This window comes from Micromonospora sp. WMMA1976, from assembly GCF_027497335.1.
Taxonomy (GTDB): domain Bacteria; phylum Actinomycetota; class Actinomycetes; order Mycobacteriales; family Micromonosporaceae; genus Micromonospora; species Micromonospora aurantiaca.
In genome coordinates, this window is the sequence record NZ_CP114912.1 from 6,324,389 (window position 1) to 6,350,317 (window position 25,929).

The following is a 25,929-nucleotide window of genomic DNA, read 5'->3' on the forward strand; positions in this document are numbered from 1 at the left end:
GTGCTCGGTCCGGGAGTGAAGCTCGGCAACCGCTACCGCCTCGACGAGCGGATCGCCAGCGGTGGCATGGGCGACGTGTGGCGCGGCACCGACCAGGTGCTGGGCCGTACCGTCGCGGTCAAGAGCCTGCTCCCGGCGCTGCTGGACGAACCGGGCTTCGCCGAGCGGTTCCGCGGCGAGGCCCGGACGATGGCCACCATCAACCACCCCGGCGTGGTCGACGTCTACGACTTCGGCAGCGACCAGCACATCGCGTTCCTGGTGATGGAGTACGTCGAGGGCGACGCGCTCTCCGCCACGCTCAGCCGCGTCGGCCGGCTGACCCCGGCGCGCACGATGGCGTTGCTGGCGCAGGCCGCCGACGCGTTGCACGCGGCGCACGAGAAGGGCATCGTGCACCGCGACGTGAAGCCCGGCAACCTGCTGGTCCGGCCGAACGGCACGCTCGTGCTCACCGACTTCGGTATCGCCCGCTCGGACCTGGTCGGCCAGCTCACCGCCGCCGGCTCGGTGCTCGGCACCGCCTCGTACATCTCGCCGGAGCAGGCCACCGGCGCTGTCGCCACGCCCGCCTCGGACGTCTACGCGCTGGGCGTGGTCGCGTACCAGTGCCTGGCCGGCCGCCGCCCGTTCGAAGGGGACAACCCCCTCGAAATCGCCATGAAGCACGTGCGGGACACCCCGCGGGCGCTTCCGCCGGACATCCCGCCGCAGGTCCGGGCGATCGTGGAGCGGGCTATGGCGAAGGACCCGGCCGCCCGCTGGCCGAGCGCCGCCGCGCTGGCGAGCATCGCCCGGCAGGCCAAGCTCGCGCTCTCCCAGGCGGCCCGCGTCGGGCACCCGATCTCCGGCGTACCCGCCTCGCCCGCCGCGCCGGTCGCGCGGGCGCAGGTGCCGACCGCCGTGCCGCGCCCGCAGCCGCCGGCCGCGGTCCCGCACCCACAGCCCCGGCCGCCCGTGTCCCCGGCGCGCCCGCCTCTCGCCGCGCCGCGGCCAGCAGTTGTCGCGCATCCCGTCCCGCAGCCCCGCCCGCCGGTGGCGCCGCGCGGCGCGGCCCCCGTGCCGCAGCCACGCCCCGTGCCTCAGCACAACCCCCTGGGGTACGCGCGACCGCCCGCCGCCGCCCCGCCCCGGCGCTCCCGGTCCGGGCTGTGGACGACGGCGATCGTGGTGGCCGTGCTGGTCATCCTCTGCTCGGGCGTGATTTCGTTCCTGTACCGGAAATACGGTGATACCGCAGCCGCGCCGGCGAGTGTGAGCGTGACCTCCGGCGCGGTGCGGGCGTACGGAGGCGACTATCCGGTCCGCACGTCGTACCGTCGTGAGGTACGCCTCCTGCCGGCCGGCGGCGGTACGACGACGAGCGAAGGACGAGAGACGCGATGACAGCGCAGGCCCGCCTGCTCGGTGGCAGGTATCAGGTCGGCGAGCTGCTGGGCTACGGCGGCATGGCCGAGGTGCACCGCGGCCGTGACCTCCGGCTCGGGCGGGATGTCGCGATCAAGATGCTCCGTGCCGATCTGGCCCGGGATGCCACGTTCCAGATGCGGTTCCGCCGTGAGGCGCAGAACGCCGCCTCGCTCAACCACCCGGCCATCGTCGCCGTCTACGACACCGGCGAGGAAACCGGCCCCACGGGCGAGACCCTGCCGTTCATCGTGATGGAGTTCGTCAACGGCCGGACCCTCAAGGAGGTCCTCGGCGTCGAGGGACGGCTCCAGCCGCGCCGGGCGCTGGAGATCTGCGCCGACATGTGCGCCGCGCTGGAGTTCAGCCACCGGCACGGGATCATCCACCGGGACATCAAGCCCGGAAACGTGATGCTCACCCAGACCGGCCAGGTCAAGGTGATGGACTTCGGCATCGCCCGGGCGCTCGCCAGCGGCGCCACCACGATGACGCAGACCAGCGCGGTCATCGGCACCGCGCAGTACCTCTCCCCGGAGCAGGCGCGCGGCGAGGCGGTCGACGCCCGCTCCGACGTCTACGCGGCCGGCTGCGTGCTGTTCGAGCTGCTCTGCGGCCACCCGCCGTTCGTCGGGGACAGCCCGGTCAGCGTCGCGTACCAGCACGTACGGGAACAGCCGCCGACGCCGAGCACGATCAATCCGGACGTCAACCCCGCTGTCGACGCCATCGTGCTCAAGGCGCTGTCGAAGAACCCGCTCAACCGCTACCAGAGCGCCGGCGAGATGCGGGCGGACCTGCTCCGCGCCGCCGCCGGGCGGCCGGTGCTCGCCACCCCGGTGATGCCGGCCGACGAGACCATGCCGATGGGCGCCGCCGCGGGCGGCGGGTACCACCAGGCGCAGCAGACCCAGATGATGGGCCCGCAGACCCGCCAGCAGCCGGTGGCGCGGGTGGGTGATCCGGGCAAGCGCAAGAGTTCGTCCTGGGTCATCGCCGCGTTCGCCGCGCTCGGTGTGCTCGCGGTGATCGCGCTCGGCACCGCGCTCTGGCTCAACCAGGCCGGCAACGAGAAGGTGTCGGTGCCGCAGGTGGTGGGCCGTTCGCAGGCCGAGGCGCAGGCGGCGCTCACCCAGGCGGGGCTGCGGTTCACCACTGGCGACCCGGTGCAGAACACCACGTGCGAGAAGGGCTCGGTGGTCGACCAGAGCCCGTCGTTCGGCCAGCGGGTGGAGAAGGACACCGAGGTCACCGTCAACGTCTGCACCGGCCCCGGCCAGGTGACCATCCCCACCAACCTGAGGGGCGGCACGTTCGACGCCGCGAAGGACCGTCTGACCGAACTCGGGCTGACCCCGGTGCGCGAGACCGTCAACAGCAGCCTGCCGAAGGACCAGGTCGTCGACGTTTCGCCGAAGGAAGGCAGCGCGGTCGCCGAGGGCAGCAAGGTGACGCTCAAGGTCTCCCTGGGCAACGTCAGCGAGGTGCCGAACGTCCGCGGCTACACCGAGGACCAGGCGAAGCAGCGGCTCAAGGAGGCCGGCTACGAGGTCCGGGTCCAGGAGGGCGACGAGGTCGACCCGGCCGAGGCGGGCAAGGTCAGCAGCCAGTCGCCGGCCGCCGGGACCAGCCTGGCCAAGGGCGAGCGGGTGACCATCCGGGTCGACGTGCCGCGTGAGGAGGAGCCGACCAGCCCGACGCCGAGCGGCTCCCCCAGCACGTCCCCGAGCACGCCGGGCAACGGTGGCGGCGGCAACGGCGGCGGCAGCGGCTTCCCGTTCCCGCCCGTGACCCCGACCCGCACCGACCGCTGACCACCACCTGACCGACCGACGCGGCGGCGTCCCCGATCCCGGGGCCGCCGCCGCGCCCATGTCTGCGTCGATCATGAAGTTAGCGGTACCGGGCGTCCGATTTGTCCCCGCCAACTTCATGATCGACGGAGAGGGGGCGGGCGGGACCCCGCGCGGGGGTGGGGCGGGAAGCGCGGGGGTCAGGCTGGGGAGAAGGCGGCTCGGCGGCGGGCGTCGACCTCGGCGGCCAGCTCCGGGGCGCGCTCCAGCGCCGCCGGGAAGCCGCAGGCGGCGAGCCAGTTCGCCAGCATCAGGTGACCGCCCTCGGTCAGCACCGACTCCGGGTGGAACTGCACGCCCTCGAGCGGCAACGTGCGGTGCCGCATCGCCATCACCACACCGGAAGCGGTCCGGCCGGTGACCTCCAGCTCGTCGGGGAGCGTCTCGGGCAGGACGGCCAGCGAGTGGTAGCGGGTGGCGGTGAACGGGTCGGGCAGCCCGGCGAGCACGCCCACGCCGTCGTGGCGTACCTCCGAGGTCTTGCCGTGCAGCAGTTCCGGAGCGCGGGCGACTGTCGCGCCGAACGCCTCGCCGATCGCCTGGTGACCGAGGCAGACGCCGAAGATCGGGAGCTTGCCGGCGTACTCCCGGATCACGTCCAGGCAGATGCCGGCCCGGTCCGGGCTGCCCGGCCCGGGCGACAGCAGGACACCTGCGGCGCCGGCGCGGCCCACCTCGGCGACGTCGATCTCGTCGTTGCGCCGCACCTCGCAGTCGGCACCGAGCTGGCCGAGGTACTGCACGAGGTTGAAGACGAACGAGTCGTAGTTGTCGATCACCAGTACGCGCATCGCTGTCACCTGTTCGGGGTGGAGGGTGGGGCGTTGTTCGTCTCGGTGCTGTACGGCAGCTCCTCCTCGCCGGGCAGCCCGGTCGGTTCGGTGATCCCACCGTCACCCGGTACGCCGGAGTCCTGCGTGACCTGCACGTCGTCGAAGGGCAGCAGCGGCTCGGCCCACGGGAAGACCACGAACCAGAGCAGCGCGACGGTGGCGGTGGCCAGCACCAGCGAGCCGAACAGCTTGCCGGGCAGCCCGAACGGCAGTTTGCGCCAGATCCACGAGTACACGGCTCACGCCTCCAACTCGGCCGGACGGCCCGCCGACTTGGCCTGCGTGTGGTCCAGCCGGGCGTGGATGATCAACCGTTGGTAGTTGTCGAACTTCGGGTTGCAGGTGGTGAGCGTCAGCAGCTTCTCGGTGGGCTTCTGACCCGGTTTGCCGGGCACCGGCGCGACCACCTCCACCTGGGACGGCTTGACGATCCGCTGCTGGTATACCCGGTAGACGAGCCACTCCGTCTTGGTCTCGACCACTATCGCGTCGCCGGTCTTCATCTCGTCCAGCCGCCAGAACGTGGAGCGGATCCGGTGGCCGGCGACGGAGAAGTTGCCCACCTCGCCGGGCATGGCACTGTCCGGGTAGCGGCCCGGCGCGTACCGGATGTCCTCCGGGCTGACCCCCTCGACCACCACCCAGTGCTTGTCGAACTTGGGGATGTAGAGGCCGGCGACCGGCCTGCCCTCCGCCGGTGGCTTCGGCTTCACCGTCGGCCCGGTGGTCGGACCGACGGTCGGGTCCGCCGCCGCGTCCCACTCCTGGGCGAGCTGGCTGTTCAGGTCGTTCTGGTGGGCCTCGACGATGACCGCCTTGCCCCAGATCTCGTACCCGGCGAACAGGAGCACCACCAGCCCGAAGGTGATCAGCAGTTCGCCGGTGCCCCGCACGACGGTGCGCAGCCGGGAGCCGACTGTGGGGCGGGTCAGCTCGGAGTAGACGCTGCGGTAGCCGTCGCCGGTCTGCTCGGGCCGCAGTTGCACCACCCGCTCGCCGCGCCGAGGGCGGGGCGGCTCGGCGGGCGGTTCGGCGCCACCGCCGTCCCCGTTCTCGGGGGGCGGGGGCACCGCGCCCATCAGCCCGGTGGCGTCCAGGCGGGGGTCCGCGGGTGGGCGGGTGACGGCGGGCAGCACCGCCGTGGCGCCGCTGTCGGCCGGAGGGTTCCGGTCCGCGCCGGTCGGCCCACCGAGAGGGGGTACGCCGGGCGGCCGTCCCTCACCCCCCGCCGTTCGGCGACCGTCCTCCGGCGGGCGTCCGCCGGCCTCCCACGGGCGGGTGCCGTTCTGCGGTGGCTGCCCACCGCGGCCACCACGCTCGGGCGGGATCGCCCCACCTGTGGAATGGCGGACGGCGTACGGCTGTCCCGCCGGTCCGTACCCCTCCGGTCGCGACTGGCGCCCGCCCGGCCGGTGTGCGACGTCGCCGGGCGCGGCCGGGCGCACCCCGGGGGCGGGACCACCCCGGGGCGCCGCTCCGTGGGGCGCGGGGCCGTTCTGCGTAGGGCCGTGGTGTCCGGCGCCCTGGTGCGCAGGGCCGGCCGGGTGGGGCGTACCCCTGGGGGGAAGCTCGCTCGCCGGGGGGCGGAACCGGGGGTCGGCCTCGGGGCGGGGGGCGCTCGCCGGTTGATGCGCCTGACCGCCCGGCCACGGCGGCGGCGGAGCGACCGGCGGGGCGGTCCGTGGCGCGGAAGGCGGTGGGACGGGCGGCCGGGTGTCCCGGCCGCGTCGGGCCGGGGCGGTGTGGGCCGGGCCGGCGTCCGGCCAGGGCAGGTCGAGCGGCTGTGGCGACGCCGGGGCCGGACGCTCGACGCGGGGAAGGAACGCGGTGGGCTCCTCCCGGCGGTCGTGGCCGGCGCGTTCCCGGGGGTCGCCGCCGGTCACCGGGGCACCGTCGCCGACTGCAACGCGGTGGAGTCCTCGAACGCGGGCACGGTGACTGTGGAGACGCGCTCGGCGTACCCGAGTTGGTAGTGGTCGGCCACTTCCTTGAACACCCGCACTCCCTCAGAGGCGGCGAGCGCCCGCTGGAGTTCCGCGGGATCGCCGATTGCCACGATCTTGAAAGGAGGGGAGTACACCCGGCCGTGCAGCAGCAGGGTGTTACCGACGCAGCGTACCGCGCTGGTGCTCAGCACGCGGACGTTCATGATTGACATGGCCTCCGCGCCGCCGGCCCAGAGCGCGTTGACGACCGCCTGGACGTCGCCCTGGTGCACCACCAGGTCGTCGTTGCTGGCGCCCTTCGGCAGCGGCTGGTCGGGCCGGCGGTCGGCGTCGTTCAGCTCGACTGTCACGCCGCTGCCGGTGAGCGCGGTGAACCCGGCGCCCTGCCGGCTCGCGGCGGCCCGGTCCCGCTCGGTCTTGATCGGCCCGTCGGCGCCGGCGAGCGCTTCGGTCTGCTCCTCCACCTCGGCGCGGAGCCGGGCGGCCTTCGCCTCGCTGGCGGCGACCTCCTCGCGGCGGTCCTCGATCAGCTGGGTGAGCTGGGGCCGGCGGTCCTCACGCAGGGAGGTGCCGCCCGCGGTGGTGGCGGTGGTGGTGAACAGCAGACCGGCCGCGGCGGCGATCAGGGGCACGCCGACGGACCAGCCGGGGCGGCGCTGGCGTGCGCGCCGGGGCAGCAGGGCGGCTGCCGCGCGGCGGAGGACCTTCTGCCAGGAGGCGGCGCCGGACGTGTACTCCACCGGGCGTTCCCTTTCCCGTCGTCTCGTTCCGGCCCGCGCCGGTGCGAGCCGACCTGCTCGACCCGGAAAGTCCGCTCTTTCCGGTTACTGAGTGCACCGGCCTGGCCCCATTCGTGGCCTGGACGGTCCGTCGGGACTACGCTAGCTGTCGAACATTATTGGCCATGGACCGTCGCCCTCGCGCCCGGTTGTCAGGCCGGACGAGGTCGTACCCCCCTCTGGAGAGCGTCGTGCCCAAGTCTCAGGTCCGCAAGAAGAAGGTGTACACCCCGCCGACGGACGTCCGTCCGACGGCGACGGCGTCGACGCGCAAGCCTAGCCCCATCTGGCTGCCCGCTACCGCGGTCGCGCTGATCGTGGTGGGCATCGGCTGGCTGGTGCTCTACTACCTCTCCGAGCAGGCGTACCCGGTCGCCAGCTGGGGTTACTGGAACCTCGCCGTGGGCTTCGGCGCGATGGTCTCGTCGCTGATCCTGCTCTCCCGCTGGCGCTGATCCGGCGCTGCCCCGCCCCGGCGTAGGTCACGCCACGCCGCCCCTGCACGGCGCTTCGGTGCCGGTCCACCTATGGTGTGCGCAGGGCGGCGTGGCCTGGTGCGAGAAGACTCACGTTACTGCTGGGTAACCTTGCGCGTAGGCTGCACGCACAAAGCAGCAGACCGGGAGGCCAACTCGATGGGCAGCGTCCAGATCGTCACCACGATCCTCGCGGCCGCCATCACCGCCGTTGCGGTGTGGCTTGCGGTGCGTGCGGTCATGAAGATGACCGCCGTCATCCGGCTCGGCCAGCCCGCGCCGGAGCGGTTCGGCGACAAGGGCGCGCGTACGAAGAAGATGCTGGTGGAGACCGCCGGTCACACCCGCATGCTCAAGTGGAGCGTGGTCGGCGCCGCCCACTGGTTCGTGATGGTCGGCTTCATCGTGCTGTCGCTGCTGGTGCTGGAGGCCTACTTCGAGGTGGTCTCCACCGGCGGCGGGCTGCCGATCATCGGGCACTGGACGATCTTCGGCCTGGTCACCGAGTGGATCGGCATCCTCGGCCTGGTCGGCATCGGGGTGCTGATGGCGATCCGGCTGCGCAACCGGCCGGGCCGCGCGGAGAACCGCTCCCGGTTCACCGGCTCGACCATGTGGCAGGGCTACTTCGTCGAGTGGGTCGTCCTGCTGGTCCTGATCTTCGGGTTCGTGATCCGCGGCTTCAAGGTCGCCACCGACCACTTCGAGTACCCGGTCTGGGCCGCCCCGCTCAGCCACGCGGTCGGCTCGGTCCTCCCGAACTGGGAGGCGGGCGTCAGCGTCGCCGCGCTCATCAAGATCATGATTTCGATGACCTGGCTCATCGTGATCTCGCTGAACGTCACAATGGGCGTGGCCTGGCACCGCTTCCTGGCCTTCCCGAACATCTTCTTCAAGCGCGACCCGGAGAAGCCGGCCGGTTCCGGCCTGGGCCCGCTGCGCCCGATGACCAGCGAGGGCAAGCCGCTGGACTTCGAGGAGGCCGACCCGGAGAAGGACCAGTTCGGTGTCGCCCAGGTCGAGCAGTTCAGCTGGAAGGGCCTGCTCGACTTCAGCACCTGCACCGAGTGCGGTCGCTGCCAGTCGCAGTGCCCCGCCTGGAACACCGGCAAGCCGCTGTCGCCGAAGCTGCTGGTGCTGAGCCTGCGCGACCACGCGTACGCCAAGGCGCCGTACCTGCTGGCCGGTGGCGGCAAGGACCTGACCGGCGAGGAGAAGGCCACGCAGGAGCAGCTGGCCGGCGTGGACGTGCTCGCGATGGCCGAGGCGGACCGGCCGCTGATCGGCACCGCCGAGGAGGGCGGCGTCATCGACCCGGACGTGCTCTGGTCCTGCACCACCTGCGGCGCGTGCGTCGAGCAGTGCCCGGTCGACATCGAGCACGTGGACCACATCGTCGACATGCGCCGCTACCAGGTGCTGATCGAGTCGAGCTTCCCGTCCGAGGCCGGCGTCATGCTGCGCAACCTGGAGAACAAGGGCAACCCGTGGGGCGCCCCGCAGAACACCCGCGAGGACTGGACCAAGGGCCTCGGGTTCGAGGTGCCGCGCGTCGGCGAGGTCGACGACTTCGAGTACCTGTTCTGGGTCGGCTGCGCCGGCGCGTTCGAGGACCGGGCCAAGAAGACCACCCGCGCGGTCGCCACGCTGCTCAACGAGGCGGGCGTCAAGTTCGCCATCCTGGGCGAGGGCGAGACCTGCTCCGGCGACCCGGCGCGGCGGATCGGCAACGAGTTCGTCTTCCAGATGCTCGCCCAGCAGAACGTCGAGACGCTGAACGAGGCGTTCGAGGGCCGCGAGAAGAGCAAGCGGAAGATCGTCGCCACCTGCCCGCACTGCTTCAACACCCTGGGCAACGAGTACGGCCAGCTCGGCGGCGAGTTCGAGGTCGTGCACCACACCCAGCTGCTGGCCCACCTGGTCAGCGCCGGCAAGCTCACCCCGGTCCAGCCGGTCGACGGCGGCGTGACCTACCACGACCCGTGCTACCTGGGCCGCCACAACCGGATCTTCGCCGCGCCGCGCGAGGTGCTCGGCGATTCGATCCAGGGCGAGCTGACCGAGATGCCGCGCAACAGCGAGCGCTCCTTCTGCTGCGGCGCCGGCGGCGCCCGGATGTGGATGGAGGAGAAGATCGGCAAGCGGATCAACGTGGACCGGGTCGAGGAGGCCATGTCCACCGGGGCGAAGACCATCGCGGTCGGCTGCCCGTTCTGCTCGACGATGCTGAACGACGGCGTGAACGGCAAGGGCGCGGGCGAGCAGGTCGAGGTCGTCGACGTGGCGAGCGTGCTGCTGCGCTCGGTCAAGCCCGAGGCCCCGGCCGGTGAGCCGGAGGTAGCGCCGGCCGCGAGGTGAGGCGTACCCCGGCAGGAGCCGGACCACGACGGCGGCGGCACCCGTGCGGTGCCGCCGCCGTCGCGTTCAGCTGGTCGTGGTGGTCATGATGGCGGCGCTCGTCCCGGCGGTCATCGCGATCATCAGCGCGGCCTGCATCTCCTCGATCGCCTTCTTGGTGGCGGCCGACGCCCAGTCGCCCGCCGCGATCTCCTCGATCCGGGCCTTGACCCGCTCCTTCGGCAGCTCGCGGAAGATCTTGCGGTCCAGGCCGACCGCGCGGGTCAGCGTGAGCAGCGCGGCGGTCCGGGCGTCGACCGGGCCGTCGGTGGTGAGCGCCGTCGTCATCCGTTGCCGGGCCGCGGTCTCCACCGCCGGCTCCGCGCCGGTCGGCGAGGGATAGCGGGTACGCGGGAAGACCAGCAGCACCCGGTCGGACTCCCGGCGCAGCACCCCGCCGTCGACGAGCCCGCCGAGCACCCGGTCGGGCAGGCCCCTGGCGAGCTTGCCGATCCAGTCCTTCGGCTTGCGCGGGCGGCCGGACCCCACAGTCGCCAGCGCCTCGTCCAGCAGCGGTACGCCGGTCGGGGCGGGATCGGTGACCACGAGCCGCTTGTCCACCACCTCCACCCGACCGGCCAGGGCCAGTTCCAGCAGCACCGCCCCGGCGAGGCCGTAGCCGAGGTGCGGACTGCCGAGCCGGTTCGCGCCGTCGTCGTCGTACGCGAGCAGGACCAGTTCGTCGGTGAGCAGCAGACCGTCCATGCGCACCACGCTACGGGGGGTCCACCATCGGCGTCCGCGTGCCACAATCACGCGCATCGACGGCCTTCTGCTTCTGACGCTGTTGCCACTGGTCGGTTTCGTGCTGCTGACCGCCGGCAACGCGTTCTTCGTCGCGACCGAGTTCGCCCTGGTCACCGTCGACCGGGCGGAGATCGACAGGCGGGCCGACGAGGGCGACGGCCGGGCCGTCACGGTACGCCGCGCGTTGCGGGAACTGTCCTTCCAGCTCTCCGGCGCGCAGCTCGGCATCACGCTCACCGCGTTGCTCACCGGCTACCTGGCCGAGCCCGCCCTGGCCCGGATCTTCGCGCCGCTGCTGCGCCCGCTCGGCGGCGCGGAACGCTTCTCCGGCCTGCTCGCGCTGGCTCTCGCCACGCTCATCTCGATGCTGTTCGGCGAGCTGGTGCCGAAGAACCTCGCGCTGGCCCGCCCGATGCCGGCGGCGCTCGCCACGGCAGCGCCGATGCGGGCCTTCTCCCGCACGTTCGGCTGGCTGATCCGGCTGCTGAACGAATCCGCGAACCGGCTCGTGCGCCGCCTCGGCGTGGAGCCGCAGGAGGAACTGGCGAGCGCCCGCTCCCCGGAGGAACTGGGCCTGCTCGCCGCGATCTCGGCCCGGGCCGGCGCGCTGCCGCCGGACACCGCGATGCTGCTGCGCCGCACCATCCGTTTCGGCGACAAGCGGGCCGCCGAGGCGATGACGCCCCGGGTCGACGTCACCGCGCTGCGCGCCACCACGACCGTGGCCGAGCTGCTGGAGGCGTCCAGGCGGACCGGCCGCACCCGGTTCCCGGTCTACGAGGAGACGCTCGACCTGGTCACCGGCGTCGCCGGGGTGCCGGACGCGCTGGGTGTGCCGCTGGCCCGCCGGGCGGCCACCACTGTCGCCGCCGTGGCCCGGGAACCGGTGTACGTCCCGGAGAGCCTCAACCTGAACGGGGTGCTGGCCGCGCTCAAGGCCGCCGGGGCGGACCTGGCGATCGTGGTGGACGAGTACGGCGGCACCGACGGTGTGGTGACGGTGGAGGATCTGGTCGAGGAACTGGTGGGCGAGATCGCCGACGAGTTCGACCCGGACGCGGTGGACGGCTTCGGGCCGGTGGAGCTCACAGTGCCCGGCGGCGAGCGCACCGTCCTGGCCGACGGCGTGCTGCGCGCCGACGAACTGGTGGAGCAGACCGGGTTCCGGCTGCCCGACGGGCCGTACGAGACGCTCGGCGGGTTCCTCATGGCGCGGCTCGGCCACATCCCGGTGCCGGGCGAGACGCTCGACGAGGCCGGGTACGAGTTCACAGTGGTGGAGGTCGACCGGCACCGGATCGAGCAGGTGCGGGTGGTACGCCCCGAGGAGCCCGACGACGGTGCCTGAACTACTCGTCGCGGTCGGGTTGCTGCTCGGCAACGCGTTCTTCGTGGGCAGCGAGTTCGCGCTGATCGCCTCCCGCCGTACGGTCATCGAACCGCTGGCGGCGACGTCGAAGCGGGCCCGGCTGGCGCTGGCGGCGATGAACCAGATCCCGCTGATGATCGCCGGGGCGCAGCTCGGCATCACCGTCTGCTCGCTGGGCCTCGGCGCGATCGCCGAGCCGGCGCTGGCGCACCTGCTGGAGCCGGCGTTCGCCGCCCTGGGGCTGCCCGCCTCGGCCGTACATCCGGTGTCGTTCGTCATCGCGCTCGCGGTGGTGGTGTTCCTGCACACGGTGGTCGGCGAGATGGTGCCGAAGAACATCACGCTCGCCGGGCCGGAGCCGTCGGCGCTCTGGCTCGGCCCGGCCATGCTGGCGTTCTGCCTGGCCACCAAGCCGCTGCTGCTGGCGATGAAGTGGGCGTCCCGGCAGGTGCTGCGGTGGTGGCGGGTGGAGGCGACAGACGCGGTGAAGACCGTCTTCACCGCCGAGGAACTGGCCGGGCTGGTCTCCCAGGCGCGTACCGAGGGACTGCTGGACGCCGAGGAGCACGCCCGGATCACCGGCGCGCTGGCCCTGCACAGCCGTACCGCGGCGGACGCGCTGCAACCCTGGTCCACTGTCACCACGGTGGCCGAGGACGTCTCACCGGCGTCGCTGGAGGTGCTGGCGACCCGTACCGGCCGGTCCCGCTTCCCGGTGGTGCAGCGGGCCACCCGCCGGGTGCTCGGTTTCGTGCACGTCAAGGACGTGCTCGGGTACGCCGGGGCGAGCCGCCGGGCGCCGGTGCCGGCCGAGATCTACCGGCCGCTGGCGGTGGTGCCGCCGGACCGTACGCTCGCCGATCTGCTGCTCGCGATGCGCCGCGAACGCCGCCACATGGTGCTGGTCAGCGACGGACGCCGGCCGATGGGTGTGGTGACGCTCGACGACGTATTGACAGCCATCGTGGGAAGATGAATTGAATACCCTTGGTGTGCAACCGATTGCGGATACGTGATTGAACAAACGGTCGCCTTGATTCCATCGGACGCCTTCCCTAATGTGAGGCACCGACCGCTGTGGGTCGTCTGCCTCGATCTTCCCTCTCGCGAGGCGCCCGGCGGTCGGTTGCAAAGGAGTCCGTGCCGGTGGCAACCACGCCCCCTCAACGTCACGCCCCGAGCGCTCCACCCGGCCGGCGGGCCGGGTTCCGACGGGTGGTACACGGTCTGGTCACCCTGGTCGCGGCCGCCGCGGTCGGCGCCGGAATGCTGACCGCCCCGGCGCACGCGGCGCCGTCGGTGGACGAGATCGACGCGCAGATCGACAAGCAGTGGCAGCAGCTCGAACCCACCATCGAGCAGTTCAACAAGGTCCGCTCGCAGCTTCGCGCCAACCAGAAGAAGTCCAAGGCGCTGAAGGACAAGATGGTGCCGCTGGAGCTGGCCTCCACGCTCGCCATGAACAAGGTCGGCGACATCGCGGCCCGGTACTACATCCAGGGCCCGTCGCAGGAGCTGGGCGCACTGTTGGTGAACACCAAGCCGGGCACGCTGGCCGAGCAGCTGGTCATGCTGGACCGGATCGCCGACGACCAGCGCCGCCAGATCGCCGGTGTGCTCAAGGTGCGCGACGAGTACAACAGGCAGAAGGAGAAGCTCGACGCGCTGATCGCGCTGGAGATCAAGCAGCAGAACGATCTCGCGGCGAAGAAGAAGCAGATCGACTCGGAGATCAAGCGGCTGACCGCCATGCTCCCGGTGACCTCGATCCGCCCGGCGGGCTGCCCGAAGATCGACGGTGTGGTGAGCAGCGCCGCGCGGACCGCCATCAAGACGGCCTGCGCCCAGGTCGGCGACCCGTACGTGTGGGGCGCCACCGGCCCGAACTCGTTCGACTGCTCCGGCCTCACCCAGTACGCGTACAAGGCGGCGGGCATCTCGCTGACCCACTTCACCGGCGCGCAGTGGAACGAGGGCCGCAAGGTGTCCCGCTCCGAGGCGAGACCGGGTGACCTGGTGTTCTTCGGTTCCGACCTGCACCACGTCGGGCTCTATCTCGGCAACGGGGTGATGGTGCACGCGCCACGGACCGGCAAACCGGTCCAGGTGTCGAGCATCAGCACCCAGCCGCTCGCCGGCTTCGTCCGGGTCGCCTGACCCCTGTCACACGGAAAGCCCCCGGTCCGCAGGGACCGGGGGCTTTCGCGTTCTCGTGGAGAGGTCAGCTTGGCGTGCCGACCGGGGACGGCAGGACCAGCACGTCGTCCAGGTTCACGAACATGATCCGGTGACCGAACTGGACCTGCACGTACTTGTTCTTGCCGCGGACCACGGTCCGGTCACCCGGTGCCGAACCGTCGAACGAGACCGCCCGGTAGTACTCGCCGGGCAGCACCCCGCCGACCGCGTACCGCTGGCCCGCGGCGAACGTGTACTGCAGCGGCGAGATGGTCTGGTACGGGATGGTGTCCGGGTAGGCGGCCTGCTCCGGGTAGGCCCGCCCGTACACCGGGATGGTGGCCTTGCCGGGCCGCGGGGTCACCACGAAGCCGGTGGCCCACTTGGCGGTCGGCGCGGAGGCCGGGTTGAGGAACCACGCCTTCTGGCCGAGGTACCAGATCGCCGTCCAGTCACCCTGCCGGCCGGCGAGCGCGTACGTCTGACCGGCGGAGGCGCGGGCGCCGTGGTCGGAGATGTACATGGTGTCCGGCGTACCGTCCGGGCGCAGCCCGAGGTCGTTGACGAGCGGGGCGTCCGGGCTCGGCGCGGTCCGCAGGATCACTGCGGAGGAGCCGCGCGACGGGCACGGCTCGGCCGGCGGCCGGGGCGTCGGGACACCGGGCGGCTGCTGGTTGCAGCCGGTGAACGCCGGCCGGTTGGTGGCGAAGTCCGGGTCGATGGTGACCAGGCCGGTACGGGGCGTGCCGGTGCTGCGGAACGGCGCCTTCATCAGGTCGAAGTAGTGCGACCAGTCCCAGTACGGTCCCGGGTCCCAGTGCATGCCGCCCACGTTGGCGGCGGTGATGCCGGGCACGTTGTCGTGGCCGATGATGTGCTGCCGGTCCATCGGGATGCCGAGCTTGAGCGCCAGGTGCCGCACCAGCTTGGCGGAGGTGCGGTACATCGCCTCGGTGTACCAGGTGCCCTGACCGGCGAAGCCCTCGTGCTCCAGGCCGATGGACTTGGCGTTGACGTACCAGTTGCCGGCGTGCCAGCCCACGTCCTTGGTCTTGATGTGCTGGGCGATGTAGCCGTCCACCGAGCGCAGCGTGTAGTGCCAGCCCAGGTAGTCGGCCCGCTTCACCAGGTCGACGCTCGGGCCGAAGTAGCCCTCGGTGTCGTGGATGACGATGTACTCGATCTTCTGCTGCTTCGGCCGGTCGCCCAGGTCGTGGTTGCCGTAGTCGCCCGGGTCGTCGCTGAGCTGCTCGTACGGCGCGGGGATCCACTCGCAGGCCAGCCGTACCGGGCACTCCAGCCCGTCCGGCCGCTCGGCGTTGCGCAGGCCGAGGCGGGCCAGCCGGGAGCGGTCCGGCTGCGCGGCGGTGGCGGCGAGCGTGACCCGCTGGCCGTCGTCGGTGGTGCGGCTGGCGCCCTGGCCGAGCTGGTCGTAGACCTCGTCGGCGAAGGCCGCCGCGGCGTCCGAGGTGTCCGCGCCGGAGTACCGGGCCACCGCGCCGTACCAGGCCGCCGGGTCGGTGCCGGCGCCGACCGGCCCACCCAGAGCCTTCTGGTACGACGCCAGCAGCGCCGCGCCACCGCGGATGTTCGCGGCCGGGTCGGTGCGCAGCGTGCCCGCGTCGAGCCCGGTGAGCGCGGCGGCGGCGTCGAGCGTCTGGAGCGAGGCGGGCGGCAGCGGGGTCTCCCGCTCCGGCGCGGCGGCGGTGGCCGGGTCGAGCTTCAGCGGCCGGGAGTCGTCGCCGCGCGGGTCCTCGTCCTCGTCGACGTGGGCGCTGCCCGGCATGGCGAGGATGTGCGCGGCGTCGGTCAGGTGCATCGGGCCGTAGCCGCCGCTCGTGCTCGGCTGCCCGGGGTGGGTGTCCCAGCGGGACTCCAGATAGGAGACACCGAGCAGCACGTTCTGCGGCACGCCGTACTCGGCCGCCGCGGCGGCGTATTGTTGTTGCCTGTCGCTCGCGGGCGCGGACGTGTCCGGCGCGGCGGTCACCGGGCCGGTCGTCGCCAGCGCGGTGGCTGTCGCCACTGCGGCGGCGAGCAGTATCCGTCTGCCCGACGGCGGGGCGGAGAGGTGCATCGAACCTCCTGGACAGGGATGGGTGTCACTGCGTCTCCACCCTCACTCCGCACACCCGCGGGGGTCAATACCTTTCCAGCGAGTAATCAGCCTTGAAAGAAAATTTCACCTCCGCTCCGGGTGTGGCCCTTCATCGCGTACGGAGTGTCACGTCGCTGGAAGTTGCGGATCGATAACGGTGGTCCCTACTCTGGTGAATCGTCGGCCGCACGTCTCACCGTCCAACCCGGTCGGTGACGGTCCGACACCGCCGAGTCGCCTCCGGGCGAGCCGGGGAACCAGGTACCTGGGGTGAATCCGCAGCGATGCGGTAGGGCGGCTCCCTTCCCGCCCGAATCCGTCAGCTAACCCGGTAGGCGGTACGGAAGAAGGAGTACGGACGCCCGGTGGCACTCCATGCCCCGCGGCCGTCGTCGAACCGGTCCACCGACCGGTCCAGCGTCGCGCCGCGTTCCCGCTGGTCCCGCTTCACCACCGCCCTCGCCGCGCTGGTCGGCACCGCAGTCGTTCTGACCGGCGGCGCCACTGCGGCACACGCCGAACCCTCGGTCGCCGAGATTGAGGCCCAGATCGACCGCGACTGGAACAAGCTCGAACCGGTCATCGAACAGGTCAACGCCGTACGCGAGCAGCTCGCCGCGCGGCGCAAGCAGGCCGACGCGCTCGGCCGGCAGATCGCACCCCTCCAGGCCCGGGTGGACGCCGCGCTCGGTCAGGTCGGCGGACTCGCCGCCGACGCCTACAAGGGCGACAACCTCTCCACAGTGAACGCGCTGCTGGGCAGCCGCTCACCCGGTGACCTGGTCACCGGCCTGGAACTGCTGGACCGCTTCGCGCACCGCCAGCACGAGCAGGTGCGCTCCGTCGCCGCGCTGCGCGACGAACTGGCGGCGAAGAAGAAGCCGCTGGACGAGATGATCGCCGGGCTGGCCCGTACCGAGGCCCAGCTCGCGGCGAAGAAGAAGCAGATCGACGCCGAGATCGCCAAGCTGGAGAAGCTGCGGCTCAAGGTGTACGGCAAGGGCGGCGGCGGCCCGCTGCGCCCGGCGCCGTGCCCGGCCGGCTACCCCGGCGGCCCGGCCGGGGCGGCGGTCAAGTTCGCCTGCGCCCAGATCGGCAAGATCTATGTCTGGGGCGCGGCCGGGCCCGACCACTTCGACTGCTCGGGCCTCACCTTGGCGGCCTGGGCCAAGGGCGGGGTCTCGCTGCCGCACAACGCGCGCCAGCAGCACGGCGTGACGAAGCGGATCAGCCGCGCCGAGCTGCGCGCCGGTGACCTCGTCTTCTACTACAGCGACCTGCACCACGTGGCGATGTACGTGGGCGACGGCTGGGTGGTGCACGCCTCCCAGTCCGGCAAGCCCATCACCATGAAGCGGGTCGACGACGGCGACATCAACAGCTACGGCCGTCCCGGCTGAGGTCGTGGCCCGGGGCTCCGCCGGTGACGGCGGGGCCCCGGCCGTGCCGTCAGCGCGTCGGCCAGGTGCGCCAGCTCTGCCAGGACCGGCTCGGCGTCGGACCGCGCTGCCCCTGGTAACGCGAGCCGTAGACGGCCGAGCCGTACGGGTGCTCGGCCGGCGAGGAGAGCCGGAAGATGCAGAGCTGGCCGATCTTCATGCCCGGCCAGAGCGTGATCGGCAGGTTCGCCACGTTCGACAGCTCCAGCGTGACGTGACCGGAGAAGCCGGGGTCGATGAAACCGGCTGTCGAGTGGGTCAGCAGCCCCAGCCGCCCCAGGCTCGACTTGCCCTCCAGCCGGCCCGCGAGCTGGTCGCCCAGCGAGATCACCTCGAGCGTGGAGGCGAGCACGAACTCGCCCGGGTGCAGCACGAACGGCTGGCCCTCGGGCACCTCCACCATCGAGGTCAGGTCGTCCTGCTGGACCGACGGGTCGATGTGCGTGTAGAGGTGGTTGTTGAAGACCCGGAACAGCCGGTCCAGGCGTACGTCGATGCTCGACGGCTGCACCAGCGTGGGCTCGAAGGGCTCCAGCGCGAGCGTGCCGGCCTTGATCTCGGAGATCAGGTCGCGGTCGGAGAGCAGCATCGGAACACCATAGCGACCGGTACGGGTGACCTGCGTGTCGCACTACATCTTCGTACACGTGTTCGATAGAGTGTCCACATGGCTTCCTGGTCCGAATTCGCCGCCGACGAGCCCCGCCTCGCCGACGAGATCCGCCTCCTGATGCAGCAGTACGGGCCGGGCTTCGGCTACCTCGCCACGGTCCGCGCCGACGGTGGCCCCCGCGTCCACCCGGTCTCCCCGGTGATCACCGCCGACGGTCTCTGGTGTTTCGTCATCGACTCGCCGAAGCGGCGCGACCTCGAACGCGACGGCCGCTACGCGCTGCACTCGTTCCCGCCGGAGGAGAGCGACGACGAGGCGTACATCGCGGGGCGCGCGCGGCCGGTGACCGACCCGGCCACCGTGACGCGGCTGGCCCGGATCGCCCGCGCGTCGCCGCAGGGCGACTGGCGGCTGTTCGAGTTCACCGTCGAGGTGGCGATGCTGACCCGGCGCGACCCGGTGGCCCAGCCCGGCGCCGCCCCGCCGCAGGTGCGGGTCTGGCTCGACCCGCGCGGAGCCGAACCGGCCCGGCGGGAGCGGGTGGCCGCCGAGGGTCGGCGCGGGCGGCACGGCTTCGACACCCGCCGCCCGGCCGCCTGACCCCGACCCCGAAACGACCGGTGCCGGCCCCGTCCGAGGACAGGGCCGGCACCGGTACGTGGTACGACGGTCAGGCTGCGCGGTAGGCGTTCCACGCGGTGAGCATGCGGCTCGCCTGACCGGCGGTGAACTGGTACATGCAGGAGTCGTACGTGTAGTCCATGAAGTTGGTGATCGGGTCCTTGCCGGCGGTCGAGCAGGTGTCGCGGCCGGTCGGGCACTGGTACGCCGGGGACGCCTCGGCCGGGGTGTCGGAGACGCTGTCGCCCGAGCCGGAGCAGCCGCCCTGGAAGGTGTGGTAGAGGTTCAGCCAGTGGCCGACCTCGTGGGTGCCGGTGTCACCCTGGTTGTAGTTGGTCGCGGTGCCGCCGGGCAGCGACTCGTTGAGCACGACCACGCCGTCCATCTTGTCCAGCGTCCGCTTCGGGAACGTCGCCCAGCCCAGCAGGCTGTCGCTCAGCTCGCCGAGGTAGATGTTCAGCGTGTTCTTGCCGCCCTCACGCAGCGAGGTCTTCATCGAGCGCTCGGCGGAGGAGCCCTGCACGATCGGGTACCACGACGGGTTGGTCACCCGGTTGATCTTCGTGAGCTGGAACCCGAACGCGGTGGCGGCACCGCCGGTCGAGCCCGCGTACGCCTGGTTCAGCACGGTGATCTGCTGGTTGATCATCGAGTCGGTGATGTTGCCGCCGGCCCGGGTGCTGTTCTCCTGGATGACGTGTACGACGACCGGGATCGTCACGGTGGCCAGCGGAGCGACGGCGCCGGTCCGGAAGCCGGCCCGCTCGCGCTGCGCGGCGGCGAGGTCGGCCTCACGGTCACGGACCTGCTTGGCGGTCAGGTGGTTGGGGTCCAGCTTGGCGTTGCCGCCCTTCGCGACGCGAGCGTTCGCGTGCTCGTCGGCGTGGGCGTCGGCCGGTTCGGCGCAGACGCCGTCCGGGGCGGCCGAGAAGGCCGAAGCAGCGGGGACGACGCCGACGGCGGCGGTGCTGAGCAGCAGCGCGAGGGTCGACGTCGCGACACCGGCGGTACGCCGGGTCAGCAGGTTGGGACGGAGTCCCATGGGCCCACCTCTTTCTGACGGCGTGGCAGGGGGTGTGTCACGCCGGTTCGGAAACGTGGGGCAGACGTTACATCCCATCGACGCATTTGAGAACGCCCATACGTTTCCGACGTGCAACTTCGCGCCTGTCGGCTCCGATGGGTGCTTGATCCACTCCAGTTCGGGGAGGTGGCGGGGTCAACCGCCCACCGATGCCGCCACCTCGCCGAGGTGGCGCGCGCACCTGACTGCACGGGGGTGGTGACCTTCAGGTAGAGTGGTGCCGCTGCGGGTGTAGTTCAATGGCAGAACATCAGCTTCCCAAGCTGACAGTGCGGGTTCGATTCCCGTCACCCGCTCCACGCGAAAGGCCCTGGTCAGGACGCAAGTCCCAGCCAGGGCCTTCGACGTCACTCAGGCCACGGGCGCCCGGCGCGCCACCGCGAGAGCGGCTTGTCGTACCGCTCGGAATCGGGCCGGCTGAGCCTGCTGATGTCCTCGAGCAGCTCGGCCGACGCGTTGTGCTCGCGCAGGACGGCCGGCGCGTGTCGTATCACCCACAGTTGCAGCGCGGGGGCCCACGCGTCGATGTCGTGCCAACTCGACCACGGGAGTGCGTCGCCCCCCAGGTCGTACATCCACTCATCCATGGCCTCGACCAGCTGTCGCCGGGCCGGCTCGTCAGCCAGCGCCTCCGCCCAGTCGGCCAGCCAAGGGGTGAGCTTTGTGGTGGCCTCGGCGAGGAACGACAGGGCTGCGTGGGCGGGCACCTTCGCGTCGGGCTCGACCAGGACGTGCACCCACCAGACGTTCAGGAATCTCCGCAGGGCGGCCTGTTGCTCTCTCGGCCACTCGTGCCAGGGGGAGACGGCGAAGAAGTTCGCCAGGCTGTCCAGCCCGTCCGTCGCCACTATTCGGCCGTCCACGAGGTGCTGGGTCACCTGGGGCAGGATCCGGCGCAGCAGCAGACCGGGGTAGTGCCAGTCCGTGGTCCAGTACGTGCGACGAAACAGGTCATCATCGAGCGGCACGTCCGGCGTCTTCAGCAGTGCCAGTTCCTCCGCGCTGCCCCAGTGGCACTCGCAGTTGGACTCCTGCTCGTGGGCCGTCATGCCCTGGAACGCGACGGCCACACCCGCCAGTGCCTCGTCCAGGAGGACGCTTGTCTCAGTCCGATCGGGGATCATGGCGAATCCACCTTCGAGGACTCCGGAGGCATACGCCTGCCGAAGAGATGACCTTACTGTGGAGACGGGGCGGGGCGTGCACCCGATCTACGATCATCTGCCGGAGGTCGCCGAATGACACCGAGCGCTTCGCCGACGACGGACCGGCTCGCCGTCCTGCTCGACTGGGACGGGTCGGCGGGAATCGAGGTCGACTGGCCGGCCCTCACCGAGGCCGCCGGCCACCCCTTTCCCGAGGACTACCGACGCTTCGTCGAGCGCTTCCCACACGGCAACCTCGGCTTCCTGGAAGTGCTTCATCCTTCCGACTGGGGCGTACCGGAATTCCTCCGGTACGCGCGGAACTGGCATCACGCGATGAACGAGAGGGCGGAGTGCACAGGAGGGTTCCCGTACCACTTCGGCACCTCACCGGGAGACCTCCGGGTCTGGGGAGCCGTGAACCTCGACTATCTGCTCTGCTGGCACCTGGACGACGGTCCTCCCGAGCAGTGGCCGACGGTGGTCTGCGATACCGCCCTGATCGACCCGCCCGAGCCCTACGCCGGCACTGCCACCGCATTGCTTGTCGAGATCGCGGAACTGAAGAACCCGGTGCCGGTGATCGGGTACGTCACGGAGATCGACGGGGTGCCCTTCAGGCTCGTCCGGCACGAGTAGAGCGGCTCGGTGGCGGCGATGAGTTGCGGGTCGTTGCCGGGTCTGACGGGGGGACGAGCGGTGACCGGAGGAGCGGACCAATGGGCAAGTTGATCGTGACCGAGTTCCTGACCCTCGACGGCGTGGCGCAGGCGCCCGGCGAACCGGACGAGGACCGCGAGGGCGGCTTCAACCACGGCGGCTGGCAGATGCCGCTGCTCGACGACGCGTCCGGCGCGGTGATGTTCCAGCAGGCCAGCAGCATGGATGCGCTGCTGCTGGGCCGCAAGACCTACGACATCTTCGCCGGCTACTGGCCGAAGGCGCCCGAGGAAATCCCCTTCACCGGCCTGCTCAATGGCGTGCCGAAGTACGTGGTCAGCCGTACCCTCACCGAGCCGCTGGCCTGGGCGAACTCGTCGCTGGTGTCCGGTGACCTCGCCGAGCGCGTCACCGAGATGAAGGCCCGCCACGACGAGGTGCACGTCATCGGCAGCCTGGACCTGATGCAGTCGCTGCTGCGCGCCGGTCTCGTGGACCGGCTCAACCTGTGGGTGTACCCGGTGCTGCTCGGCACCGGCAAGCGCCTGTTCGGCGAGGGGACGGTGCCGAGCGCGCTGCGGCTCACCGAGTCGGTCACCCACGCCCACGGCACGCTGCAACTGACGTACGAGCCGGCCGGTGCGCCCGCCTACGGTGACGCGGCCGCGTAGGGCGCGCGGAGGTCGAGCACGTGCCGCAGGCCGGGCTCCCCGTCCAGCTCCACCCGATGATCCGGCACGAAACCGGCACGCTTGAGCACCGCCAGCGAGGCCGGGTTCGCCAGCGCCGCCGAGGCGACCAGCCGGCGCAGCCCGTACTCGGTGCGGGCCAGTTCGCAGACGCGCCGTACGCCTTCACTCGCGAGCCCGCGCCCGGCGGCGCGTTCGGCGACCCGGTAGCCCAGCTCGGCGCTGCCGTCTGCGACGTCGACCAGGTTGAACCGGCCGAGCACGGCGCCGTGGTCGCCGACCAGCACGTGGAAGTGGCAGGTGCCGCGTTCCTGCTCGTCCAGCAGGGCCGCGTGCCGGGCGGCGTATCCGGTGAAGAAGTCGTCGCCCCGGTCGGGGACGTACCGGGCGAAGTAGGCCCGGTTCTCCCGCTCGAACCGCAGCACGGCGGGTGCGTGGTGGGCGGCGAGTCGTTCCAGCTCCGGCATCGGCCCAGGCTAGGCGTCGGCCGGGTAGCAGCGCAGTTCGATTGTGTTGCCGTCCGGGTCGCTGACGTAGATCGAGGTGCCGGTGCCCCGTGCGCCGAAGCGCAGGACCGGGCCGGTCAGCACGGTGAACACCCCGGAGTCGACCACCCGCTGCCAGTCGACCGGCTCCACCACGAGGCAGAAGTGATCCACGTTGGACCCGGTCGGGTCGCCCTTGATCAGGTCGATGATGGTGCCGGCGTCGACGCGTACGGAGGGGAACGGCACCTCGCCGGCCCGCCACCTGTCGACCCGCACCGGGGCCAGGCCGAGCGTGCCGCAGTAGAAGCCGAGGGAGCGTTCGACGTCGCTCACCGAAAGCACGAGGTGGTCGAACCCGGTCACCGTCACGAGATGGTTCTGCATGCGTCAACCCTGGTCCGCCGGGTGAGCCGGACCAAGCCCGATCCGGACTACGATCGTTTACTCGCAGGCAACGACGGAGGTGCTCCGGTGCTGGAGCGGTACGAGGTCGAGACGTTCCTGACCCTGGCCGAGGAGCTGCACTTCGGGCGGACCGCCGAGCGGCTGCGGGTGAGCACCGGGCGGGTCAGCCACGTGGTGCGCAAGCTGGAACGCCGCATCGGCGCGCCGCTGTTCGAGCGCACCAGCCGGGTCGTCCGGCTCACCCCGATCGGCGCCCGCCTGGCCGAGGAGATGCGCCCGCTGGTGGCCGGCATCGAGGCGGCGGTGCAGCGGGCCGTCGACGCCGGGCGCGGGCTCACCGGCGAGCTGCGGGTGGCGTACGTGGGTGAGTCGACAGCTCCGGTGCTGCTGCGCGCGGTGGCCCTGTTCACCGAGCGCCATCCGGACTGCGAGGTGCACGTGCACGAGGCGCCGCTGGCCAGCACCCGGTCGAGTCTGCTGGACGGCACGATCGACGTGCTGATCGCCTCGTACCCCTTCGACGGCATGGCGAACGGCCCGGTGCTGCTGCGCGAGCGCCGGGTGCTCGCGGTGGCCGCGGGCCATCCGCTCGCCGCCGAGGAGTCGGTGTCGCTGGAGGTGCTCGGCGACCATCCGGTGGTGCAGTACCCGGTGGTGACCTCGGCCGCGTTCAAGCAGGACCGCACCCCGGACCGCACCCCGTCCGGCCGCCCGGTGCCGAAGGGCCCGGTGGGCGGCAGCTTCTCCGAGATGCTGGCGCTCGTCGCGCTGGGGCGCGGGGTGCTGCCGGTGGGCGAGCAGGCCCGTCAGTTCTACGCCCGCCCGGACGTGGCCTACGTGCCGATCCACGACGCGCCGCCGATCTGTCGCGGTCCGGTGTGGCCGGCCGGGAACACCACCACCCGGGTACGCGAGTTCGTCCGCGCGGCCGCCGACGCCAACCCGCTGCCGCCGGAGTGACGTCGTACCCGGCTGGCAGCATCGGCGGGATGCGGGACGAGATCCGGGCACTGGTCGAGGAACTGCCACCGGGGGACGATCTGGAGGCGCGGCACCGGGAGGCGGCACTGGCCTGGCTGGCCGGCACGGAGGACATCTTCCGCCGGGCCAAGCCGCGTACGCCGTCGCCGCACCTGGTCGCGTACTTCCTGCTCCGCGACCAGGCTGACGGCGCGGTTCTGCTGGTCGACCACCGTCTCGCGGGCATGTGGCTGCCGAGCGGCGGGCACGTCGAGCCGGGAGAGCACCCGGCCGACACGGTGCGCCGCGAGCTGCGGGAGGAACTGGGCGTGGCGGCGGTCTTCGCGCCGCCGTTCGGCGAGCGCCCGGCGTTCCTCACCGTCACCGAGACGGTCGGCCCGCCCGAGCACCGGCACACCGACGTGAGCCTCTGGTACGTGCTGTCCGCCCACCGTGACCAGCGGTTCACGCCCGATCCGGTGGAGTTCGCCGGCATCCGCTGGTGGACGCCGGCCGAGGTGACCGAGGCGCCGGCCGGCACGATCGAGCCGCACCTGGGCCGGATGCTGACCAAACTGGCGGCAGCGACGCCTTGACCCGTCCCCTGCGGCAAGGCCCAGCGTGATCGGTGCCGGTCGCGGTGACCGGCACGAGGAGCGCGAGGGAGGCACGGTGCGACTGCTGACCATCGGCGCGTTCGCCCGCGCGACCGGCCTGAGCGCCAAGGCGCTGCGCATCTACGACGACTGCGGGCTGCTGCCCCCGGCTGCGGTGGACCCGCACTCGGGCTATCGCTACTACGCGCCGGAGCAGGCGGACCGGGCGCGGCTGATCGCCGGGCTGCGCCGGGCCGGGATGCCGCTGGCCGAGATCCGTACCGTCTGCGGCCTTCCGCCCGCTGCCGCCGCCGAGGCGCTCGACGCCTGGTGGCGGCGGGTCAGCGCGGACACCGCAGCACGCGGCCGGGCCGTCGCGCTCCTCGTCGACAGGCTCAGCGAGAGGGGCACCACCATGTCCGAGACCACCTTCCGGTACGCGACGCGCTGCGAGACCGGCACGGTCCGCGATTCCAACGAGGACACCGCGTACGCGAGCGCCACGCTGCTCGCGGTCGCCGACGGCGTACGCGGTCCCGCCGGGTCCACCGCCAGTGCGGCGGCGGTGGACGCGCTGCGGCAGTTGGAGCAGGCGGACGCGCCGCAGGCCGACCTGCTCGCCGCGCTCGCCGACGCGGTGAACCGGGCCGACCGGGCGGTACGCGCGCACGCCACAGACGCCGACCAGCCCGCCACCACGCTCACCGCGCTGGTGCGGCGCGGCACCCGGCTCGCGCTGGTGCACGTCGGGGACAGCCGGGCGTACCTGCTGCGCGGCGGCGAGCTGTCCCGGCTCACCCAGGACCACACGTACGTGCAGACGCTCGTCGACCAGGGCCGGCTCACGCCGGCCGAGGCGGGGGTGCATCCGCAGCGGGCGCTGCTGGCCCGGGCGCTCGGCGCGGGCGCGGAGGTGGAGGCGGACCTGGCGCTGCGGACCGCGCTGCCCGGCGACCGCTACCTGCTCTGCTCCGACGGTCTCTCCGCCGTGGTGGACCCGGGCGCGCTGCACGCCGCGCTGGCCGAGGCGGACGACCCGGAGACGGCCGTCGAGCGCCTGGTAGAGCTGGCGTACGCGGCCGGCGCGCCGGACAACGTCGCCTGCGTGGTCGCCGACCTGGCGGCGTGATCCCCCGCGACCCGGGC

Annotated in this window: 25 protein-coding genes, 1 tRNA gene and 1 riboswitch; of the genes, 15 read left to right on the forward strand and 11 right to left on the reverse strand. The window is 71.9% G+C overall.

Annotated features, from left to right (window positions below; all coding sequences use genetic code 11):
- Both O7546_RS29255 and pknB read left to right on the forward strand, forming a co-directional pair.
- Entirely contained in the window at nucleotides 1-1,386 is a 1,386-nt protein-coding gene (locus O7546_RS29255; RefSeq protein WP_194800226.1) for a serine/threonine protein kinase, read from the forward strand.
- Entirely contained in the window at nucleotides 1,383-3,221 is a 1,839-nt protein-coding gene (gene pknB, locus O7546_RS29260) for a Stk1 family PASTA domain-containing Ser/Thr kinase (protein WP_194800225.1), read from the forward strand. Before O7546_RS29255 ends, pknB begins: the two co-directional genes overlap by 4 nt.
- Before the next feature lie 179 nt (nucleotides 3,222-3,400).
- On the opposite strand, the gene O7546_RS29265 is transcribed toward pknB, so the two are convergent.
- Genes O7546_RS29265 through O7546_RS29280 form a run of 4 tightly spaced genes read right to left on the reverse strand, consistent with a single transcriptional unit; the run spans nucleotide 3,401 to nucleotide 6,779 of the window.
- Entirely contained in the window at nucleotides 3,401-4,051 is a 651-nt protein-coding gene (locus O7546_RS29265; RefSeq protein WP_194800224.1) for an aminodeoxychorismate/anthranilate synthase component II, read from the reverse strand.
- A 5-nt stretch (nucleotides 4,052-4,056) separates the two neighbouring features.
- Nucleotides 4,057-4,329 carry a hypothetical protein gene (locus O7546_RS29270; protein WP_013473364.1) on the reverse strand — a complete coding sequence of 91 codons (273 nt, stop codon included), beginning with the start codon at nucleotides 4,327-4,329 and terminating at the stop codon, nucleotides 4,057-4,059.
- Between the two features lie 3 nt (nucleotides 4,330-4,332).
- Complete coding sequence (locus tag O7546_RS29275) at nucleotides 4,333-5,976, reverse strand: class E sortase (RefSeq protein WP_269697899.1); 1,644 nt, start codon at nucleotides 5,974-5,976, stop codon at nucleotides 4,333-4,335.
- A complete protein-coding gene (locus O7546_RS29280) occupies nucleotides 5,973-6,779 on the reverse strand; it encodes a DUF881 domain-containing protein (RefSeq protein ID WP_194800222.1) in 807 nt (268 codons plus the stop codon). The genes O7546_RS29275 and O7546_RS29280 overlap by 4 nt, the downstream gene beginning before the upstream one ends.
- A gap of 230 nt (nucleotides 6,780-7,009) precedes the next feature.
- Between O7546_RS29280 and O7546_RS29285 the strand changes: the two genes are divergently transcribed.
- Together O7546_RS29285 and O7546_RS29290 are read left to right on the forward strand one after the other, a co-directional pair.
- Nucleotides 7,010-7,273, forward strand: a complete 264-nt coding sequence (locus O7546_RS29285) for a cell division protein CrgA (RefSeq protein WP_135242661.1) — start codon at nucleotides 7,010-7,012, stop codon at nucleotides 7,271-7,273.
- Nucleotides 7,274-7,453: 180 nt separating this feature from the next.
- Nucleotides 7,454-9,652, forward strand: coding sequence for a (Fe-S)-binding protein (locus O7546_RS29290; protein WP_281600275.1), 2,199 nt, complete (start codon nucleotides 7,454-7,456; stop codon nucleotides 9,650-9,652).
- A 66-nt stretch (nucleotides 9,653-9,718) separates the two neighbouring features.
- Here the strand turns inward: O7546_RS29290 and O7546_RS29295 are convergent, their stop codons facing one another.
- Nucleotides 9,719-10,396 (reverse strand): GPP34 family phosphoprotein, encoded by a 678-nt coding sequence (locus O7546_RS29295; protein ID WP_194800220.1) that lies wholly within the window; start codon nucleotides 10,394-10,396, stop codon nucleotides 9,719-9,721.
- An 82-nt stretch (nucleotides 10,397-10,478) separates the two neighbouring features.
- On the opposite strand from O7546_RS29295, the gene O7546_RS29300 reads away from it, so the two are divergent.
- From O7546_RS29300 to O7546_RS29310, 3 genes are all read left to right on the forward strand, one after another.
- Entirely contained in the window at nucleotides 10,479-11,786 is a 1,308-nt protein-coding gene (locus O7546_RS29300; protein WP_281600276.1) for a hemolysin family protein, read from the forward strand.
- Nucleotides 11,779-12,783 (forward strand): hemolysin family protein, encoded by a 1,005-nt coding sequence (locus O7546_RS29305; RefSeq protein WP_013283320.1) that lies wholly within the window; start codon nucleotides 11,779-11,781, stop codon nucleotides 12,781-12,783. Before O7546_RS29300 ends, O7546_RS29305 begins: the two co-directional genes overlap by 8 nt.
- Before the next feature lie 170 nt (nucleotides 12,784-12,953).
- The gene (locus O7546_RS29310; RefSeq protein WP_194800218.1) at nucleotides 12,954-13,964 is read left to right on the forward strand and encodes a C40 family peptidase; all 1,011 of its coding nucleotides are present in this window, start codon (nucleotides 12,954-12,956) and stop codon (nucleotides 13,962-13,964) included.
- Nucleotides 13,965-14,028: 64 nt separating this feature from the next.
- Here the strand turns inward: O7546_RS29310 and O7546_RS29315 are convergent, their stop codons facing one another.
- Nucleotides 14,029-16,062 carry a peptidoglycan recognition family protein gene (locus O7546_RS29315; RefSeq protein ID WP_194800217.1) on the reverse strand — a complete coding sequence of 678 codons (2,034 nt, stop codon included), beginning with the start codon at nucleotides 16,060-16,062 and terminating at the stop codon, nucleotides 14,029-14,031.
- Between the two features lie 238 nt (nucleotides 16,063-16,300).
- A riboswitch (cyclic di-AMP (ydaO/yuaA leader) is annotated at nucleotides 16,301-16,435 on the forward strand.
- A gap of 13 nt (nucleotides 16,436-16,448) precedes the next feature.
- On the opposite strand from O7546_RS29315, the gene O7546_RS29320 reads away from it, so the two are divergent.
- A complete protein-coding gene (locus O7546_RS29320) occupies nucleotides 16,449-17,483 on the forward strand; it encodes a C40 family peptidase (protein WP_194800216.1) in 1,035 nt (344 codons plus the stop codon).
- A 49-nt stretch (nucleotides 17,484-17,532) separates the two neighbouring features.
- On the opposite strand, the gene dcd is transcribed toward O7546_RS29320, so the two are convergent.
- A complete protein-coding gene (dcd, locus tag O7546_RS29325) occupies nucleotides 17,533-18,111 on the reverse strand; it encodes a dCTP deaminase (protein ID WP_043327610.1) in 579 nt (192 codons plus the stop codon).
- Between the two features lie 78 nt (nucleotides 18,112-18,189).
- On the opposite strand from dcd, the gene O7546_RS29330 reads away from it, so the two are divergent.
- Nucleotides 18,190-18,735, forward strand: coding sequence for a pyridoxamine 5'-phosphate oxidase family protein (locus O7546_RS29330; protein ID WP_194800215.1), 546 nt, complete (start codon nucleotides 18,190-18,192; stop codon nucleotides 18,733-18,735).
- A gap of 70 nt (nucleotides 18,736-18,805) precedes the next feature.
- Here the strand turns inward: O7546_RS29330 and O7546_RS29335 are convergent, their stop codons facing one another.
- The gene (locus tag O7546_RS29335; protein ID WP_194800214.1) at nucleotides 18,806-19,798 is read right to left on the reverse strand and encodes a zinc metalloprotease; all 993 of its coding nucleotides are present in this window, start codon (nucleotides 19,796-19,798) and stop codon (nucleotides 18,806-18,808) included.
- 267 nt (nucleotides 19,799-20,065) lie between these two features.
- Here O7546_RS29335 and O7546_RS29340 point away from each other — a divergent pair.
- Nucleotides 20,066-20,139: transfer RNA gene (locus O7546_RS29340), tRNA-Gly, on the forward strand.
- A gap of 48 nt (nucleotides 20,140-20,187) precedes the next feature.
- Here the strand turns inward: O7546_RS29340 and O7546_RS29345 are convergent.
- Nucleotides 20,188-20,964 carry a hypothetical protein gene (locus O7546_RS29345; RefSeq protein WP_269697901.1) on the reverse strand — a complete coding sequence of 259 codons (777 nt, stop codon included), beginning with the start codon at nucleotides 20,962-20,964 and terminating at the stop codon, nucleotides 20,188-20,190.
- A gap of 114 nt (nucleotides 20,965-21,078) precedes the next feature.
- On the opposite strand from O7546_RS29345, the gene O7546_RS29350 reads away from it, so the two are divergent.
- Both O7546_RS29350 and O7546_RS29355 read left to right on the forward strand, forming a co-directional pair.
- Nucleotides 21,079-21,624, forward strand: coding sequence for a hypothetical protein (locus O7546_RS29350; RefSeq protein WP_194800212.1), 546 nt, complete (start codon nucleotides 21,079-21,081; stop codon nucleotides 21,622-21,624).
- An 80-nt stretch (nucleotides 21,625-21,704) separates the two neighbouring features.
- Nucleotides 21,705-22,316, forward strand: coding sequence for a dihydrofolate reductase family protein (locus O7546_RS29355; RefSeq protein ID WP_269697902.1), 612 nt, complete (start codon nucleotides 21,705-21,707; stop codon nucleotides 22,314-22,316).
- Here O7546_RS29355 and O7546_RS29360 read toward each other — a convergent pair.
- The gene (locus tag O7546_RS29360) at nucleotides 22,295-22,801 is read right to left on the reverse strand and encodes a GNAT family N-acetyltransferase (RefSeq protein ID WP_194800210.1); all 507 of its coding nucleotides are present in this window, start codon (nucleotides 22,799-22,801) and stop codon (nucleotides 22,295-22,297) included. The two genes, O7546_RS29355 and O7546_RS29360, sit on opposite strands and share 22 nt — an antisense overlap.
- Nucleotides 22,802-22,810: 9 nt before the next feature.
- Nucleotides 22,811-23,206: a VOC family protein gene (locus O7546_RS29365; RefSeq protein ID WP_281600277.1), complete on the reverse strand. Its 396-nt coding sequence runs from the start codon at nucleotides 23,204-23,206 to the stop codon at nucleotides 22,811-22,813.
- An 87-nt stretch (nucleotides 23,207-23,293) separates the two neighbouring features.
- Between O7546_RS29365 and O7546_RS29370 the strand changes: the two genes are divergently transcribed.
- The 3 genes from O7546_RS29370 to O7546_RS29380 all read left to right on the forward strand — a co-directional run bounded on the left by O7546_RS29370 (nucleotide 23,294) and on the right by O7546_RS29380 (nucleotide 25,912).
- Nucleotides 23,294-24,187 carry a LysR substrate-binding domain-containing protein gene (locus O7546_RS29370; protein ID WP_269697903.1) on the forward strand — a complete coding sequence of 298 codons (894 nt, stop codon included), beginning with the start codon at nucleotides 23,294-23,296 and terminating at the stop codon, nucleotides 24,185-24,187.
- Between the two features lie 29 nt (nucleotides 24,188-24,216).
- Nucleotides 24,217-24,783: an NUDIX domain-containing protein gene (locus O7546_RS29375; protein WP_269697904.1), complete on the forward strand. Its 567-nt coding sequence runs from the start codon at nucleotides 24,217-24,219 to the stop codon at nucleotides 24,781-24,783.
- Between the two features lie 76 nt (nucleotides 24,784-24,859).
- Nucleotides 24,860-25,912, forward strand: a complete 1,053-nt coding sequence (locus O7546_RS29380; RefSeq protein WP_194800206.1) for a MerR family transcriptional regulator — start codon at nucleotides 24,860-24,862, stop codon at nucleotides 25,910-25,912.
- The last annotated feature ends 17 nt before the right edge of the window (nucleotides 25,913-25,929 follow it).